The sequence below is a fragment of the Clostridium vitabionis genome, assembly GCF_015351765.1.
GTDB classification, from domain to species: Bacteria; Bacillota; Clostridia; order Lachnospirales; family Lachnospiraceae; genus Clostridium_R; species Clostridium_R vitabionis.
In genome coordinates this window covers 894,799-911,502 of record NZ_JADKQA010000001.1, presented here as the reverse complement: position 1 = coordinate 911,502, position 16,704 = coordinate 894,799, and the positions used below count along the sequence as shown (strand labels likewise).

Genomic DNA, 16,704 nt, shown 5'->3' with positions numbered 1-16,704 from the left:
TATTTTCACGTTGTCGGTGCCCGGTGCCGGGGGCTTCCGGCGTTTCGGGCAGCGGACACCGGATGAAGGAGGCAAATCGCATGCAGGCTGTCAATATCGCGATCGACGGACCCGCCGGAGCGGGAAAAAGCACCATCGCCAGGATGCTGGCCAAAAAGATGAACTATCTCTATGTGGACACCGGGGCCATGTACCGGGCGATGGCCCTGTATTTTCTCCGGAATCATACGGATATGGAAAATGAGGATGAGGTTCGGAAAGCCTGCGGGCAGGTGGACATCACGCTCGAGGATCGGGACGGGGAGCTTCTGGTGTTCCTGAACGGGGAGAATGTCTCCTCCCTCATCCGCACCAAGGAAGTCAGCCGCATGGCTTCGGTCGCCGCGGCGAAGACCCCGGTCCGGACAAAGCTCGTTGAACTCCAGCGGAAGATTGCCGCCGGGCGCAATGTGGTGATGGACGGAAGGGACATCGGGACGGTCGTCCTTCCCGACGCGAAGGTGAAAATTTACCTCACCGCTTCCAGCCAGGTGCGCGCGGAGCGAAGGTACAGGGAGCTTAAGGATCCGAAGCCGTCCCTTGCCGAGGTGAAGGCGGAGATTGAGGAGAGGGACGACCGGGATATGCACCGGAAGAATTCCCCGCTCAGGCGTGCCGACGACGCGGTGCTGATCGACAGTTCGGAGATGACGCCCGGGGAGGTGGCGGCGCAGATCGCGGCCATCGCCTATGAGGCACACTGATATTTTCTAGGAGAGAAGGATGGAAGACAAGAAAGAGGATATCCGCGTCGTCGTCGCGAAAAGCGCCGGATTCTGCTTCGGTGTCAAACGCGCGATGGACATCGTCGAGGGGCAGCTCGCGAAGGGGGAAGCGCCGATCTATACCTGGGGGCCGATCATTCATAACGAGGAAGTTGTCGCGAACCTTGAGCGCCGCGGGGTGAAAGTCCTGGAGTCTGAGGAAGAGCTTCTCGGTGTCCGTTCCGGAACCGTGATTCTCCGGTCTCACGGCGTCCCGAAAAGGATCTATGATCTTCTCGACGCGCGCGGGATCCGTTATGTGGATGTGACCTGCCCGTTTGTCAAGAAAATCCACCAGATCGTGCAGCAGGCGGATGCGGACGGGCGCCGGGTGATCATCGTGGGAAGTCCTGACCACCCCGAGGTCCAGGGCATCGTCGGCTGGGGCGACGAGAGAACCCGCGTGATCGGAAATCTTGGGGATTTCCTTGCCCTTGAAGCTTCCGGTGACCTGATTCCCGGAGAAAAAATTACGATCGTTTCCCAGACCACATTCAACCATAAGAAATTTGAAGAATTGGTTGAAAAAATCGGGAAAATGAATTATAGTGTTATTTGTGTAAATACGATATGTAATGCAACACAGGAACGGCAGGACGAAGCAGAACAGATCGCTTCCGGGGTCGACGCGATGATTGTCATCGGTGGGAAGAACAGTTCCAATACCCGGAAACTGGTGGAAATCTGCAGGAGCAAATGTAAGTCTACATACTACATTCAGACACTGAAAGACTTAAAACCTGAAAAGACAATTACTGTGCGCAGCGTAGGTATTACCGCCGGGGCTTCCACCCCGAATCAAATTATTGAGGAGGTAAGTTTTAATGTCCGAAGAAAGTTTCAAGGATCTGTTTGAGGAGAGCAACTCGGTCAAACAACCACGTACAGGAGAAATTGTCACCGGTAAAGTTGTCGACGTGAAGGAAGACGAGATCATCCTCAGCATCCCCGGCAGCAAGTCTGAAGGCGTCATCACGAAGAATGAGTATTCCAACGAGTCCGGTCTTGACCTCAGAACCAAGGTTCAGGTCGGCGATGATATGGAAGCTAAGGTTCTTAAGGTTAATGACGGCGAGGGAATGGTTTCCCTTTCTTATAAGAGAGCCGCGGTTGACAAGGGTCTTCAGAAGCTGAAGGAAGCTTTCGAGAACAAGACAGTCCTTCACGAGAAGGTTACCCAGGTTGTGGAGAAGGGACTTGTTGTCGAGGTTGAAGGCACCAGAGTCTTCATCCCGGCGAGCATGGTCAGCGATACTTATGAGAGAGATCTCAACAAGTATGCGGGCCAGGAGATCGATTTCGTGATCACCGAGTTCAACCCGAACGGCAGAAGAAGCCGCATCATCGGTGACCGCAAGCAGCTCATGATCAAGGAGAAGGCAGCGCTCAAGGAAGCTCTCTTCGCGAAGATCAAGGTTGGCGATACGGTTGAGGGTACGGTTAAGAATGTCACCGATTTCGGCGCGTTCATCGACCTCGGCGGCGCGGACGGCCTTCTGCACATCTCCGAGATGTCCTGGGGCCGTGTGGAGAACCCGAAGAAGATTTTCCACAATGGCGACAAGGTAAGATGCCTGATCAAGGATATCAACGGCGAGAAGATTGCTCTGAGCCTCAAGTTCCCGGAGACCAATCCGTGGCTTAACGCTGACGAGAAGTTCGCTGTCGGCACCGTTGTCGAGGGCAGAGTAGCCAGAATGACCGATTTCGGCGCATTCGTTGAGCTCGAGCCGGGAATCGACGCCCTGCTTCACGTTTCCCAGATTTCCAGACAGCATGTGGATAAGCCGTCCGATGTTCTGAGCGTAGGCCAGATGGTTACCGCTAAGGTTGTCGACTTCAACGGCCAGGATCACAAGATCAGCCTCAGCATGAAGGCACTGGAGAACCAGGCTTCACAGCAGGACGAGGATGTCGCTGACGTGGACATTGACAAGGTTGCCAGAGAGACCGAGGACGAGCAGTAAACTGCCCGGCAAAAATGAATTTTGATGAGGCATCTGCCGCAAGGCAGGTGCCTCATTTTCGATAGCCGAAAAATTATGCCCTGCAAGGGAGGGCAGGATGGCCGGCGGGTGTTCGCCCCGGCGGCAGAAAGGGAGAACCGGATGGCAGATGGGAATAGCCCGCGTCCGCTGAGAAATGGGATCACGACAGGGACCTGCGCGGCGGCTGCCGCTGCGTGCGCCATGCGCCTTGTCCTCACGGGGGAGAGCGCGGCGGGAATTGCTATCCATACCCCTGCCGGGATTGTGGTCCACCCGGAGATCCTGTACATCTCCAGGACTTCGGACAGCTCCGCTGCCTGCGGCATCCGGAAGGATGCCGGGGACGACCCGGATATCACCGGCGGAACCGAGATCCGGGCGGAGGTGACGCGGCTTACCGGGACGGAGGAGAACCTTCAGGGGCGGAAGGAGTACACAGATCCGGATTTCCCCGGCCTTTTTCTCACCGGCGGCACCGGGGTGGGAACCGTGACGATGCCCGGTCTCCCGGATCCGGCTGGCTTTCCGGCAATCAACCCGGTGCCCCGCCGGATGATTTTCTCCGCCTGTGCCGATGAACTCAGGCGGGCGGGGAGGACAGCCGGAGGGGACGCATGGTTCCGGGCTGTCATCTCGGTACCGGAGGGCGAGAAGCTTGCCGCGCGGACCTTCAATCCGCGGCTCGGCGTCGTCGGCGGGATTTCTATCCTGGGGACGAGCGGTATTGTCCGGCCGATGAGCGAGGACGCCCTGACCGCCTCCATCCGTCTGGATATCCGGACAAAAACCGCCCGGGGGTTGAGAGCCCTTGCGGCCGCTCCGGGCAATATCGGGGCGGGGGAGCTGTCCAGGAGGTTCGGGATCCCGGAGAACCGGATTGTCACCATCAGCAATTATGTGGGGGATTCCTTCCGGATGATGGCGGAGGAGGGCGCGGAGCGCGTGCTTCTGGCGGGACACCCGGGGAAACTGATCAAGATTACCGGCGGGGTGATGAACACGCACTCGAAGTACGGCGACCGCCGTATGGAGCTGATGGCGGACGCTGCCCGGGCGGCCGGGGCGGGGCAGGCGGTGCTTGCCCGGATGCAAAGCCTCAGGACGACCGATGAGGCCTGCGCCCTCCTCCGGGAAAATGGCCTCCTCGGGCGGGCGATGGCGATCGCGGCGGACCGGGTGAAGGCCGTTCTCGAAGGGCGCTTTCCCCTCCGGGTGGAGGTGGTCCTCTCGTCGGAGCGGGCAGGCCTTCTGGTGAAGACCGGCGGGGCGGAGGCATTTGCCCGGGAGATCCGCGGGGCGGGAGAGGAAGCCGCGGGAATCCGCTGAGACGGGAGCATCCGCGGGAATCCCCTGAGACGGGAGCATCCGCGGAGGTTCGCTGAGACGAAAGCCGCCCGCACAGGGATCTGCTGAGACGACGGCATTTGCCCGGATCCCGGGCAGCCGGATTGCAGGATTTTTACGCAGACCGCATTCTGCGGGGAAAGGACGGGAAAATGGTTCATTTTGTCGGCGCGGGGCCGGGCGCGGAGGATCTCATCACCGTGCGCGGCGCCCGCCTGATCGCGGAGGCTGACCGGGTGATTTACGCGGGTTCCCTGGTCAACCCGGCGCTCCTTCAGGGGATGAAGCCGGGAGCGGATGCCCTGGACAGCGCGAAGATGACGCTCGAGGAAGTCATCGCGGCGATCCGGGAGACGGAGGAGAAAGGAGGGAATACCGTCCGACTGGCCTCCGGCGATCCCTGCCTCTACGGGACTGTCCGGGAGCAGATGGATCAGCTCGACCGGCTGGGCATCCCCTATGACAACTGTCCGGGTGTGAGTTCCTTCTGCGCGGCGGCAGCCTCCCTGAAAACCGAGTACACACTGCCCGGCGTCAGCCAGAGTGTGATCATCACCCGGACAGGCGGGCGGACGCCGGTGCCGGAGAAGGAATCCCTCCGCTCCTTTGCTGCGCACGGAGCGACGATGGTTCTCTTTCTCTCCACGGGACTTGCGGGGAAGGCTTCCCGGGAATTGATCGAGGGGGGAATGCCGGAAAATACACCGGCGGCGGTCGTCTACCGGGCTTCCTGGCCGGATGAGCGGGTATTCCGCTGTACCCTGGGTACGCTGGCGGAGACCTGCCGCCGGGAGAAGCTCACCAACACCGCGCTTCTTGTGATCGGCTGCACGGCTGCGCCGGAGAGTTATGAGCGCTCGAAGCTCTATGATCCGGATTTCACGACGGGCTGCCGGAAGGGCAGGCTGCCATGACCATCTGGATTCTCAGCTTCACAGACAGGGGGGCTCTGACGGCGGGGGAGATCGCGGCGGCATTTCCGGATGAAGATGTCCGGACGGACCGGTTTTCTTCCCTGGACATTTCCCTCCGGGAATACGCGGACAGGGCATTTTCCGAGTCGGATGCCCTCGTCTTTGTCGGCGCCTGCGGCATTGCCGTGCGCGCCATCGCGCCCTTTATCCGCTCGAAGATGACCGATCCGGCTGTCCTCGCCGTTGACGAGGCAGCGCACTACGTCATCCCGATCCTCTCCGGACATATCGGCGGGGCAAATGCGCTTGCCCGCCGCATATCTTCCGTGATCGGCGCTGAGGCGGTGATCACGACAGCGACGGACATCCGCGGGGCTTTTGCCGTGGATCTCTTTGCCAAAAAGAACCTTCTCACGATCCTTGATCCCGGCGGAATCAAGGAGGTTTCTTCCGCGATTCTCGCCGGAGATATGATCGGCCTGTTCTGCGAGCTGCCGATGGAACCGGAGCTTCCCCGGGAGCTCCTGCCGGATGAGCCGGAGCGTATGAATCTGGTGATTCCGGACACCCGGCGGGGAAATCCGGCTTCCCTCAGGACAATGATCGAGCGCGCAGAGGCCGGCGGGACGGCGAAAACCGGCATGATGGTCCTCCTGCCGAAACGGGCTGTGCTCGGGGTCGGCTGCCGGAAGGGTGCTTCCTTTGCCGAGGTGAAGGCCGGGGCTTGTCAGGCGCTCCGGCTGGCGGGGACAGACCGGCGGGAGCTCGCCGCGGTCGCTTCCCTTGACCGCAAAAAGGAGGAAAATGCCCTGAAAAGGCTCTGTGCGGAATGGGGACTGCCTTTCCTGGTCTATACGCCGGAGCAGCTCAGACAAATCCCCGGGGATTTTGCTGCGTCGGAATTTGTCCGGGATACGGCCGGCGTCGGCAATGTCTGCGGCAGAGCCTCCCATGCGGGGGCGCTCTCCTTCGGCAGCGCGGCGAGGACGCTTCTCCCGAAGACGATCATCGGCGGCGCGGCGTTTGCCGTCGCGGAATTTACACGAAAACCCATCCGATTCTGAGGTGGAAATCATCTGATTCTGAGGTGGCTATGAGGAAAATTCTGATTTTCGGAGGGACAACCGAGGGGCGCGAACTGGCCGTGTTCTGCGCGGAGAAGGGGATCTCCGCATACATCAGTGTTGTTTCCGGATATGGGAGGAATCTTCTCCCGGAAAGCCCGTTCCTTTCTCCCCTTGAGGGGGCGATGGAGCAGGCGGACATGGAAAAATTTTTCCGTGAAAAGGGGATCAGGCTCGTCGTCGATGCGACGCATCCGTATGCGGTCAATGTCTCCGCGAATATCCGCCGGGCAGCCGCGGCCGCCGGCGGGGTCCGCGTTGTCCGCTGCCTCCGTCCGGAGACAGCGGCCCTTTTGGGAGCACCGGCCGGTCCGGGAATACCCGCCGGCCCGGGAACTTCGGGCAGCCCGGAGACGCCCGCTCTCCCGGGGGTGATTTTCGCGGAAAGTGCCGCGGCAGCCGCGGAGATCCTCCGCGCGGATGTCCGGGCGAAAAACGCCCGTGGGGAAGAACCGGATCCGGTCCTCCTTACGGTGGGAAGCCATGAGCTCGGGGTATTTACCGCGGTTCCGGAGCTCCGCGGCCTCCTCTTCGCAAGAATCCTTCCGGGGGGAAAGCCTCTCGCGCTTGCGGAGAAGGCGGGCATTGAGGATAAGAGGATCATCGCGATGCAGGGGCCATTTTCCCGGGAGATGAACCGGGCGGTGCTCTCGATGACCCATGCGGGCTGGATGGTGATGAAGGACAGCGGGGAAGCGGGAGGGACGCCGGAAAAGCTTGCCGCTGCGTCGGATCTCGGCATCCGCTCCCTGGTGATCCGCCGCCCCAGGGAGGCGGGGATCACTGTTCCGGAGACCGAGCGGCTGCTTCTCAGGGAAGCGGGAAGGGCAGCCGGATGGCCGCAGGATGAGCAATGCGCTTCGACAGGATCCTCGGACGCACCTTCTGGGGCGCCCGGTGTCCCGGCGCATATTTTCCTCTGCGGGATCGGGCCGGGAAATCCGGATCTCATGACGGAGGAGGTACGCCGGGCGGTCCGGGAGAGCGATCTTCTGATCGGCGCAGCCCGGATGCTTCGCACCGCGGAGGAATACCTCCGCGGCTGCTGCCTTCCGGAGGAGACCCTGCCGCGGATGGCGGAGGCCTGTCTCCCGGATGCGGTGCTGGAGCTTCTTCGTCATGCCGCGGGAAAAACCGTCTCGGTGCTCTATTCCGGGGATACCGGGTTCCACAGCGGCGCTTCCGGGCTCAGGAGGCGGCTCCGGGAGGGCGCACTCCCCGGAGCCTGTACTGTCCGGGTCCTTCCCGGAATCTCCAGCGTAAGCTGCCTGGCCTCGGTACTCGGCATTTCCCTGGAGGATGCGGAAATCTTCTCCGCGCACGGGCAGCAGGTTCCGGAGGAAGAACTCCGCACCTCGCTTGAGCGCCCGGAGAAACCCTGGAAAATCTTCCTCCTCGGCGGGAAAAACAGTGCGGGTCCGCTTCTGCGGTGTCTCTTAAGCCTCGGCTGCGGGGAGGACGAGGCGTACCTGGCGGAAAAGCTGTCCTATCCTGAGGAGAGGGTGACCGGCGGAATCGTCAGGGAGCTTCTCGGCGCAGCGCAGGAATCGCCGGCGATTCTCGCACTGCGGCACAGGACAGCTGAGCCGTCGGGGATTTCGCAGGAATATGGGGATGCCGGGAGGAAGACCACATGAAAAAGCTGATGATCGCCGCGCCGAGGAGCGGCTCGGGGAAAACACTCATCACCTGCGGCCTGCTGCGGCTTCTTCTCCGGAAGGGATTTCATCCCGCCGCGTTCAAGTGCGGGCCGGATTTTATTGACCCGATGTTCCACCGGAGAGTGCTCGGCATCCCGGGGACGAACCTCGACAGTTATTTTCTCGGGGAGGAGGATGTCCGGGCGCTTTTCCGCCGGACCATCCGCCGGGAAAATGCGGATTTTGCCCTGATCGAGGGGGTCATGGGGTATTATGACGGCATCGCCGTGCGGGGCGGGCTTTCGACAAAAGCGGGAAGCTACGACATCGCGAGGATCACCGGGACGCCGGTGCTGCTCATTGTTGACGGAAGGGGAAGCGCGCTCTCCGCGGCAGCGGAAGTCCTGGGGTTTCAGAAGTTCCGTCCGGACAGCCGGATCGCCGGCGTCCTCCTCAACCGGATAAAGCCTGCGGCCGGGAAGGCGGCAGGCACGGAGATCGAGAGGCTGTGCGGGATTCCTGTCGTCGGCTGTGTCCCGGAGGATCCGGCGTTTGTGCTTGAGAGCCGGCATCTCGGGCTGGTGCTCCCCGGGGAAGTTCCGGGGCTTCTGCGGCAGGTAGATCTTTTGGCGGACCGGCTGGAAACCTGCATAGATTTCCCAAAGCTCCTCGCGGTTGCCGGGGAGGAGGATATTGAAAAAGCCGGAATCGGCAGCCGGACACCGGGCATGCAGGATCAGGAACCCGTCGGCCGGAAGGCCGGGCGGGGAAAAGCTGCCGTCCGCATTGCCGTCGCCATGGATGAGGCATTTTCCTTCTATTATCCGGAAAATCTCGGGCTGCTTCGGGAGATGGGGGCGGAGATTTTCCCATTCAGCCCGCTGCGGGATCAGGCGCTCCCTGACGGCTGCTCGGGGATCCTCTTGGGCGGCGGCTACCCGGAGCTTTACACGGAGGAAATCGCGGGGAACCTTCCGATGCGGCGGGCACTTCGCCGGGCGGCGGACAGGGGAATGCCCTGGATTGCGGAGTGCGGCGGCTTCCTCGCGCTGCACCGCGAGCTTGAGGGTGCGGACGGTGTTCTGCGGGAGGGCTTCGGCATTTACCCGGAGAACGCACGCCGGACGGACCATCTCAGCCGCTTCGGCTATGCGGAATACACGGCAAGGGGCGGGCTTCGCATCCGGGGGCACGAGTTCCATTACTGGGAGAGCAGCAATCCGGGCAGCTGCTGGACTGCGGAAAAACCGTCCGGACGGACATGGCCGTGCATGCACGACAGCGGACGCGGGCAGATCGCCGGATTTCCGCATCTTTACTGGCTGTCCTGCCCGGAATTTCTGGAGAATTGGCTGTCTTTCTGTGAAAGCTGTCAGAGGGCTTGGACAAACGGGGAAACTGGCTTAAAATGAAAGGACAGGACAGATGAGAGACGACTGGTTTATCCGGGGAAATGTCCCCATGACGAAGGAGGAGGTTCGCGCGGTGTCGATCGCGAAGCTTTGCCTGACCTCCGGCTCTGTTCTCTGGGATCTCGGGGCGGGAACCGGTTCTGTGTCCGTGGAGGCGGCGCTGACGTATCCGGGCCTTCGCACAGCGGCATTTGAGCGGAATCCCGAGGCGCTCGGGCTCGTCCGCAGGAATGCGGAGAAGGCCGGGCTCTCCCCCGCAAGGCTCAGGATCATCGGCGGTGACCTTCCGGGTTCGCTCGTCGGTGAGCTAAAGAGAACCAGGGACGGTTTGTCGCCGCTTCCGGATGCCGTGTTTGTGGGCGGCGGCGGAGCACACCTCGGGGAAATGCTGGATCTGCTGCTTCCCGCCTGCCCGGAGCTCCGCGTGGTGGTGAACCTGATCGCCGTGGAGTCGTTCGCCGCGGTCATGGAGGCACTCACCAGGAGAAAAATCGAGCCGGAGATCGTAAATCTCATGGTTTCCCGGGCAAAAAAGGCCGGAAGATTCCACCTGATGGAAGGGATGAATCCGGTGACGGTCCTGTCCTTTGGCGGGAAGCGGGAGATGGGAGATCGCAATGAGAGATAGAGAAACATTCCCGGGCAGTCCCGCCGGGGAGGCTATAGCTTCCGGCAGTCCTGCCGGGGAAATCGGAGATTTCGGCAGGCCGGCGGAGGAGGCCATGGATTTCGGCCGCGAACTCGCGGATTTCCGCGGCATGGGCGGCGTGCAGCTGCGGGATGAGCTGGAGAGGCGGCTTGGGCAGGCAGAGCCTGCGGACGAGGATTTCCGTCGGAAGGCAGAACTTCGCTGGGCGGACATTGCCAAGCCGCTCGGCAGCCTTGGCATCCTGGAAGCCCAGATTTCCGCGGTCGCGGCTATGCGGAGAGCTCTCCTGCCCTCACTTGGGCGGCGCGCCCTGGTGATCTTCTGCGCGGACAACGGCGTTGTCGAGGAGGGCGTGTCCCAGACCGGGCAGGGCGTGACATCCGTGGTCGCGGGCAATATTTCCCGGGGAACCAGCTGTTCCTCGCTGATGGCAGCGAGGTGCGACGCTCGGGTATATCCGGTGGATCTCGGGATCGCGGAGGACATCAAGGATCCCGGAATGGTTCATCCGCTGGTGGACCGGGCGGTCCGCCGGGGAACCCGGAATTTTCTCCGGGAGGACGCGATGACGGAGGAGGAATGCCTCCGCGCTGTCCTCACCGGCATTGACGCGGCCCGCGTCCTCGCGGAAAGCGGCGTGGAGATCATCGCCGGCGGGGAGATGGGGATCGGCAATACCACCACGGCGAGTGCCATGACGAGCGTCCTTCTCGGCGCGGCGCCGGAGGATGTGACGGGCCGGGGGGCAGGGCTCTCCGACCGGGGGCTTTCGGCAAAAATCCGGGCTGTCCGGGAGGGGATTGCCGCGAGAAAGCCGGACCCCTCGAGGCCGATGGAGGTTCTCCAAAAGCTCGGCGGCTATGACATTGCCGGGATGGCCGGGCTTTTTCTCGGCGGCGCGATTTCCCGGATCCCGGTCGTCATGGACGGGTTTATCTCCCAGTGCGCGGCACTTTGCGCGGTTCGGATCCTGCCCGCGGCGGGCGGATATCTTTTGGCTTCCCATGCCAGCGGCGAGCCGGGGAGCCGGAGCATCCTCAGGGAGCTCCGCAAGGAGGCTCCGATCCATGCCGGGCTTCACCTTGGTGAGGGTACCGGGGCGCTTCTCCTCCTTCCGGCGCTCGACATGGCGCTTGCGGTTTACCGGGATATGCTGTCTTTTGAGGAGATAGGTGTTACGGCTTATCAGCCGTACTGATGCGGAGGCGGAAATGTTTTATCTGGTCACCGGCGGCGCCGGGAGCGGAAAGTCCGAATGGGCGGAACGGTTAGCCGGAACCCTGGGAAACGGGCCGAGGCTCTATGTCGCCACCATGCGTGTTTTTGATGATGAGGGGAGAAAACGGGTAGAGAGGCACCGCGCCATGCGCGCCGGGCGCGGCTTCCGGACGCTGGAGATGGGAAGCCGCCTGAAAGTCCGGGAAGATTACGAGACGATCCTTCTCGAGGATGTGACCAACCTGGTCATGAATGAGTATTATGATCTGTATTTTGCCCGGCGCGGGGAGGCGATTCCGGAAAATGCCCTCCTAAACCTGTCCGGCCAGTCTTTTCAGGAGATTCACGCGCTCCGGGGCAGGTGCCGCAACCTCATCGCGGTGATGAATGAGATCCGGTCGGACGGCAGGAGCTATCCCGGGGAGACGGAACAGATTCTCCGCGTGCTCTCCCGCGTGGAAATGCGGCTGGCCGCGGAGGCGGACCGGCTGATTGAGGTGGTTTACGGCATACCGGTGGCTGTCGGGGACGGCGCCGGCAGGCGGAGAGGATGAATATGGATTTCCTGGGAAGCCTCCTTCTGGCTTTTTCGATGTACTCGGCACTGCCTGTCCCGAATGTGAGCTGGAATGACCGCAGGATGCGCTATGCGATGTGCTTTTTCCCCCTGGTCGGCGTGGCTGAGGGGGCACTTCTCGTGCTGTTTCTCCGGCTTTTTGCCGGGGCAGGGGCAGGGCGGCTGTTCCTCACGCTGGGCGGCACAGCGCTGCCATTTCTCGTGACCGGTGGGATCCACATGGATGGGTATCTCGATGTGGCGGATGCCCGCCATTCCTTCGGAAGCCGTGAGGAGAAGCTCCGGATTATGAAGGATCCCCATCTCGGCGCTTTCGCGGTGATCGGGGCGGCGGTTTACCTCCTTCTCTATGCCGCGGGATTATCCGAGATCGCGGATCCGGAGCGGCTTCTCGCGGAGGGCGGCTTTCGCGGGGCATACGCCATGGCGGGTTTATTCGCCGCCGAGCGTGCCCTGAGCGGGCTTTCGCTCATGATTTTCCCGATGGCGAAGAAGGACGGGCTGGCGGCAGCCTTCTCCTCCGGCGCCGACCGGGGGAAGACCGGGCTTGTGCTCGTCCTCTGGCTGGCCCTCTCGGGGATGTGGATGGCCGGGATGGGCGGCATGTCCGGCGTCCTCAGCTTTCTCGCGGCTGCGGGTTCTTTTCTTCTCTACCGGCGGACCGCGGTCAGGGATTTCGGGGGAATCACCGGCGACCTGGCCGGCTGGTTTCTGGAGCGGACCGAGCTCAGCGGAGTGCTCCTCTGCGCTGTCTGTGCGATTTTCGGATTGTGAGGTGGATGGGTATGAGGCTTGACAAATATCTTGCCGACATGAGTGTCGGGACAAGGCTGGTGATTCGGAGCGGGATCCGGAAGGGGTGCGTGACCGTCGAGGGAAAAACTGTCCGCGACCCGGGGACAAAGGTTGTGCCGGAGAGCCGGGTGACCTGGGAGGGGGAGCCGGTGCTCTACCACGAGGTCGAATATTTCATGCTGAACAAGCCTGCCGGCGTGGTGACGGCGACCGAGGACAGGTATCAGCCGACAGTTCTCGACCTGATTTCCGGGAGAACCCGCCGGGACCTCTTCCCGGTCGGGCGTCTCGACAAGGACACCGAGGGGCTCCTGCTCATCACGAACGACGGGCTTCTCGCCCACCGGCTGCTCTCCCCGAAATCCCATGTGGATAAGACCTATTTCGCCCGCATCCGGGGGAAGGTCACTGAGGAGGATGTGGCGCGCTTCGCGGAGGGGCTCACGGTCGACGAGGAGTTTACGGCGATGCCCGCGAAGCTCGTCATTCTTCGGAGTGACGGGGAGACCTCCGAGGTGCGGGTGACGATCCAGGAAGGGAAATTCCACGAGATCAAGCGGATGTTCCATGCCGTCGGCAAGGAAGTTCTCAGCCTGAAACGGCTTACGATGGGGCCGCTGTCCCTGGATCCGGCCCTCCCGGCGGGCGGATACCGGCCGCTCACCGCGGGCGAGATTGCGCTTCTTACGGCGGAGGGAAATCAGGACGCCGGAGATTATGACGAACCGGGGGCAGGCTCTTCCGCCGGAGAGGGAAGTGTACCGGGGACATGGGGCGAGGAGTAGGAGAATGAGCATAACCGAACAGATCAATAGCCGGATCACGAGGATCGGCGTCCCCCTCGCGGGAAACCCGCTCAGGGAGCTGAATGCCTATTTTGTCCGGGGGCGGGACAGGGACTTTCTGGTTGACACCGGCTTCCGGACGGAAGACTGCCTGGAGGCGCTGATGGAAGGGCTTCGGGACATCGGGTGGAACCAGGCCCGGACAGATATCCTTCTCACCCACCTCCACTCAGACCACAGCGGGCTCGCCGCCGATGCTGCCGGAAAACACAGCCGGGTGTATCTGAGCCGCCGGGATCTGGACTATATGCGGATGGTCAATGCCGGGAAAACCACGCGGACGGTGGCGGAGCGGTTTCTCGAGGAAGGCTTTCCGGAAAACCTGGTGGAGGAAAATCTCCGGAACAATCCGGTGATGAAGGCAAGGTGCCGGGTGATCGACGACCGCTTTATCCCGATTGACGACGGCGCGGTTCTTGACGCCGGGGATGTGAAGCTCCGGATGGTCCTCACGCCGGGCCATACGCCGGGCAACAGCATGTTCTGGCTCGAGGAGGACGGCATCATGTTCACCGGCGACCATGTGCTCTTCACCATCACACCGAACATCACGTCCTGGACGGTGATGAAGGATGCCCTGGGAGACTATCTGGACAGCCTCGTCCGGGTGCGGAATTATCCGGTCCGGCTGGCGCTTCCGGGCCACCGGGAGCGCGGCGATTACGGCGGGCGGATCGACAGCCTCATCCACCATCACCTGCGCCGCCTCGAGGAGACCGAGGGGATCGTGCGCAAAAATCCCGGATTCAGCGGTTATGATATCGCGGGCCATATGACCTGGCGGATCCGGGCGAAAAACTGGGATGAGTTCCCGGTCGTCCAGAAATGGTTCGCGATGGGGGAGGCTCTCGCGCACCTCGATTACCTTGTCCTCCGGGGGAAAATTCTCCGCGATGAAAACTTTGGCCTGCACCGCTATTATCTGGTGGAGGAAAATGAGAAAGGAGCGGCAGACACCGATGCGTTTTCACACGATGTTTTGGATTGAGGGCGGATGGAAGCCCGGGGATCCCGAGGAGATCCTGAAAAAAATTTACACGGATGTCAATCAGGCAAAAATCACAACCGTGTATGTCCAGCCCTGCGGGGAGAACGGGCTCGACGCGGAGCGGATGCCAGATCCCTATGCGCTCTTCGAGAGCGGCCGGGATTACAAGAAGGTCCTCCGCATGGTTCGGGAGCGGCTTGCGGAGGACGGCTATACGATTCAGAATGAGGAAGACGATTCAATGGAGTGATCGCCCAGGCAGCCGTCCATGCGGCTCTCCACACGGTCGATCACATCGTAGATCTCACCGCCGCGGTCCTTTGCCGTCGGCAGATAGAGCAGGGTGATGGAGCCGTCAGCCTCGATTGCCGGCGAAGGCAGCATCGGCGAGGGCATGTTCCGGATGACATCCTGGACAGCCTGCGGCCTCTCGTAACGGATGCGCAGAATAGCCATATCGTCGCGGGCAGGCTCATAAAAGCAGTCCGATTCGAGGACATTTCCCAGGTTTTCCGTGAAAATCCGGAGAAGCGACCGGCAGACTGCCCCGGCGTCCTCCGGGACGGATGTCCTGCCCTGCGGGAGACCGGCGCCTTCCGCCTTCTCCTCCCGGATTGCCCCCGAAGCGCCGGCGAGCGCATCCAGCGGATCGGCGGCGCTCTCCGCGAGCAGCATGGCCGGGTGGTCCACAATGATCTCATAGCTGCCGCTCCTGTCGAGATGGAAGGCTGCGTAGCGGATCAGGTTCGCCATGGTTGTGGCATAGCCCTCGGGCATGGTATTCTGTACATAATCGTCGAGCTCCCCGATGACGTCCTCGGAGAGATTAAAACGGATGTTGGTCATCATAACCTCCAGCTGTTCAGATTTGCCGGCATCATACGGATCGCCGGCATTTCCCTTTTGCGTGATCTTTCGTCCTTTCCGGGGTAGGGAATCCGGTCGGACATGGTAATGATAACATATTTTTCACATCTTTGTGTTAGGATGATGACAACATCAAACGATCAGGGACATTTGCCGGAGATTATTCATGGAAAACAGCATTTATGGGAAATACCGGGACGCGCTGCCAAGGGTCATGCGGGCCTTTACCGGGCAGGTGGCGGCATACAGCGAAAAAGCAAGGGAGGAGGCCGGGGAAGGCCTCTACGAGCACCTGCTCTCCCGGGTCAAGTCGGAGGACAGCATGCGGGAAAAATGCCGCCGCAGGGGGCTCCCGGAGACACCGGAATCCGCGCTCGGAGAACTTCACGATGCGATCGGGGTGCGGATTGTCTGCGGGTTCATCGAGGATATCTATGAGAATATCCGCAGAATCCGGGAGCTTCCCGGAGTCAGGGTCCTGGAGGAGAAGGATTATATCGCAAAGGCGAAGCCCAACGGCTACCGCAGCTATCACATGATCCTTCTGGCGGAGGCGCCGTTTGAGGATATCCGGGGAGACAATCCCGGACATTTTTTCATCGAGGTACAGCTTCGGACGATCGCCATGGATTCCTGGGCGAGCCTTGAGCATCAGATGAAGTACAAGAAAGAGCTTGGCGGAAATCAGGCCCTCATCACGTCAGAACTCAAGCGGTGCGCGGATGAGCTGGCTTCCTGCGATTTGTCCATGCAGACGATCCGGAACCTGATCCGGGAAGAAAACCAGGGGTTAAACCGGAAGGAGTGACAGGCAGTCATGAGAATCTTGATTGCGGAAGACGAGAAGGATATGGCGAGGGCGCTGACCGCGGTCCTCGGACATTCCGGCTATGAAACCGACACGGTGGAGGACGGGGAGGCCGCTGTCCGGAAGGCAGCCTCGGGAACCTACGGCTGCATGGTCTTTGACATCATGATGCCGAAGAAGGACGGGATCGCGGCACTAAAGGAAATCCGGGCCTCCGGGGACCGAACGCCGGTAATCATGCTCACGGCGAAGGCGGAAATCGACGACCGCATCACCGGGCTCGACGCCGGCGCGGACGACTACCTGACGAAGCCATTTGCCATGCAGGAGCTCCTCGCGAGAATCCGCTCGATGACCCGGAGGGCGGGCGAGTTCACCCCGACGAAGCTTACCTTCGGCAGCGTGACCCTGGACACCGGGGAGCAGGAGCTCTGCCAGGAGAATTCCATCCGCCTCGGCGGCAAGGAGACAAGGCTCATGGAATTCCTGATGCTGAATACGAACAAGGAGGTCAGCACGGAGGACATTTTCCAGCGCGTCTGGAGCGATGAGCCGGACCAGGACCGGAGGATTGTCTGGATCTATGTGTCCTATCTCCGGCAGAAGCTGGGCGCCATCGCCGCGGATATCGAGATCGACGGCGAGGAGGGCGGAAGCTATATCCTGCGGAAGCGCGGCTGAGGCGGAGAGTTCTCCGGCAGGGAGCGGGAACCGTTTTCTTCGGGGCCTGAC

The 16,704-nt window shown here is 61.6% G+C and carries 18 protein-coding genes; 17 read left to right on the top strand and 1 reads right to left on the bottom strand.

Annotated features, from left to right (window positions below; genetic code table 11):
• The first annotated feature begins 80 nt into the window (after positions 1 to 80).
• The 15 genes from cmk (at position 81) to ISF27_RS03885 (ending at position 14,547) form a co-directional block, all read left to right on the top strand.
• Positions 81 to 743 (top strand): (d)CMP kinase, encoded by a 663-nt coding sequence (cmk, locus tag ISF27_RS03955; protein WP_194609280.1) that lies wholly within the window; start codon positions 81 to 83, stop codon positions 741 to 743.
• Positions 744 to 762: 19 nt separating this feature from the next.
• Positions 763 to 1,659: a 4-hydroxy-3-methylbut-2-enyl diphosphate reductase gene (ispH, locus tag ISF27_RS03950; RefSeq protein ID WP_207727372.1), complete on the top strand. Its 897-nt coding sequence runs from the start codon at positions 763 to 765 to the stop codon at positions 1,657 to 1,659.
• Positions 1,628 to 2,770: a 30S ribosomal protein S1 gene (gene rpsA, locus ISF27_RS03945; protein WP_194609278.1), complete on the top strand. Its 1,143-nt coding sequence runs from the start codon at positions 1,628 to 1,630 to the stop codon at positions 2,768 to 2,770. Before ispH ends, rpsA begins: the two co-directional genes overlap by 32 nt.
• A 141-nt stretch (positions 2,771 to 2,911) precedes the next feature.
• The gene (cbiD, locus tag ISF27_RS03940) at positions 2,912 to 4,117 is read left to right on the top strand and encodes a cobalt-precorrin-5B (C(1))-methyltransferase CbiD (protein ID WP_194609276.1); all 1,206 of its coding nucleotides are present in this window, start codon (positions 2,912 to 2,914) and stop codon (positions 4,115 to 4,117) included.
• Positions 4,118 to 4,287: 170 nt separating this feature from the next.
• Positions 4,288 to 5,049 carry a precorrin-4 C(11)-methyltransferase gene (gene cobM, locus ISF27_RS03935; RefSeq protein ID WP_194609711.1) on the top strand — a complete coding sequence of 254 codons (762 nt, stop codon included), beginning with the start codon at positions 4,288 to 4,290 and terminating at the stop codon, positions 5,047 to 5,049.
• Positions 5,046 to 6,113, top strand: coding sequence for a cobalt-precorrin 5A hydrolase (locus tag ISF27_RS03930; protein ID WP_194609274.1), 1,068 nt, complete (start codon positions 5,046 to 5,048; stop codon positions 6,111 to 6,113). The genes cobM and ISF27_RS03930 overlap by 4 nt, the downstream gene beginning before the upstream one ends.
• A 29-nt stretch (positions 6,114 to 6,142) precedes the next feature.
• The gene (cbiE, locus tag ISF27_RS03925; RefSeq protein ID WP_194609272.1) at positions 6,143 to 7,810 is read left to right on the top strand and encodes a precorrin-6y C5,15-methyltransferase (decarboxylating) subunit CbiE; all 1,668 of its coding nucleotides are present in this window, start codon (positions 6,143 to 6,145) and stop codon (positions 7,808 to 7,810) included.
• Positions 7,807 to 9,225: a cobyrinate a,c-diamide synthase gene (locus ISF27_RS03920; protein ID WP_194609270.1), complete on the top strand. Its 1,419-nt coding sequence runs from the start codon at positions 7,807 to 7,809 to the stop codon at positions 9,223 to 9,225. Before cbiE ends, ISF27_RS03920 begins: the two co-directional genes overlap by 4 nt.
• A 13-nt stretch (positions 9,226 to 9,238) precedes the next feature.
• Positions 9,239 to 9,853 (top strand): precorrin-6Y C5,15-methyltransferase (decarboxylating) subunit CbiT, encoded by a 615-nt coding sequence (gene cbiT, locus ISF27_RS03915; protein ID WP_194609268.1) that lies wholly within the window; start codon positions 9,239 to 9,241, stop codon positions 9,851 to 9,853.
• Entirely contained in the window at positions 9,843 to 11,072 is a 1,230-nt protein-coding gene (cobT, locus tag ISF27_RS03910) for a nicotinate-nucleotide--dimethylbenzimidazole phosphoribosyltransferase (RefSeq protein ID WP_235986005.1), read from the top strand. The genes cbiT and cobT overlap by 11 nt, the downstream gene beginning before the upstream one ends.
• 13 nt (positions 11,073 to 11,085) lie before the next feature.
• On the top strand, positions 11,086 to 11,646 hold the full coding sequence (locus tag ISF27_RS03905; protein WP_194609265.1) for a bifunctional adenosylcobinamide kinase/adenosylcobinamide-phosphate guanylyltransferase: 561 nt from the start codon (positions 11,086 to 11,088) through the stop codon (positions 11,644 to 11,646).
• Positions 11,643 to 12,443 carry an adenosylcobinamide-GDP ribazoletransferase gene (locus ISF27_RS03900; RefSeq protein ID WP_407926043.1) on the top strand — a complete coding sequence of 267 codons (801 nt, stop codon included), beginning with the start codon at positions 11,643 to 11,645 and terminating at the stop codon, positions 12,441 to 12,443. Before ISF27_RS03905 ends, ISF27_RS03900 begins: the two co-directional genes overlap by 4 nt.
• Before the next feature lie 11 nt (positions 12,444 to 12,454).
• Positions 12,455 to 13,249 carry a pseudouridine synthase gene (locus tag ISF27_RS03895; RefSeq protein ID WP_407926042.1) on the top strand — a complete coding sequence of 265 codons (795 nt, stop codon included), beginning with the start codon at positions 12,455 to 12,457 and terminating at the stop codon, positions 13,247 to 13,249.
• Positions 13,250 to 13,253: 4 nt separating this feature from the next.
• A complete protein-coding gene (locus ISF27_RS03890) occupies positions 13,254 to 14,297 on the top strand; it encodes an MBL fold metallo-hydrolase (protein WP_194609261.1) in 1,044 nt (347 codons plus the stop codon).
• A complete protein-coding gene (locus ISF27_RS03885; RefSeq protein WP_194609259.1) occupies positions 14,284 to 14,547 on the top strand; it encodes a hypothetical protein in 264 nt (87 codons plus the stop codon). The genes ISF27_RS03890 and ISF27_RS03885 overlap by 14 nt, the downstream gene beginning before the upstream one ends.
• Here the strand turns inward: ISF27_RS03885 and ISF27_RS03880 are convergent.
• Positions 14,517 to 15,146: a hypothetical protein gene (locus tag ISF27_RS03880; RefSeq protein ID WP_194609257.1), complete on the bottom strand. Its 630-nt coding sequence runs from the start codon at positions 15,144 to 15,146 to the stop codon at positions 14,517 to 14,519. The genes ISF27_RS03885 and ISF27_RS03880 overlap by 31 nt on opposite strands.
• Before the next feature lie 184 nt (positions 15,147 to 15,330).
• Here ISF27_RS03880 and ISF27_RS03875 point away from each other — a divergent pair, with 184 nt between their 5' ends.
• Together ISF27_RS03875 and ISF27_RS03870 are read left to right on the top strand one after the other, a co-directional pair.
• Positions 15,331 to 15,972, top strand: a complete 642-nt coding sequence (locus tag ISF27_RS03875; RefSeq protein ID WP_194609255.1) for a GTP pyrophosphokinase — start codon at positions 15,331 to 15,333, stop codon at positions 15,970 to 15,972.
• Between the two features lie 9 nt (positions 15,973 to 15,981).
• On the top strand, positions 15,982 to 16,653 hold the full coding sequence (locus ISF27_RS03870; protein ID WP_194609253.1) for a response regulator transcription factor: 672 nt from the start codon (positions 15,982 to 15,984) through the stop codon (positions 16,651 to 16,653).
• Positions 16,654 to 16,704 lie beyond the last annotated feature (51 nt).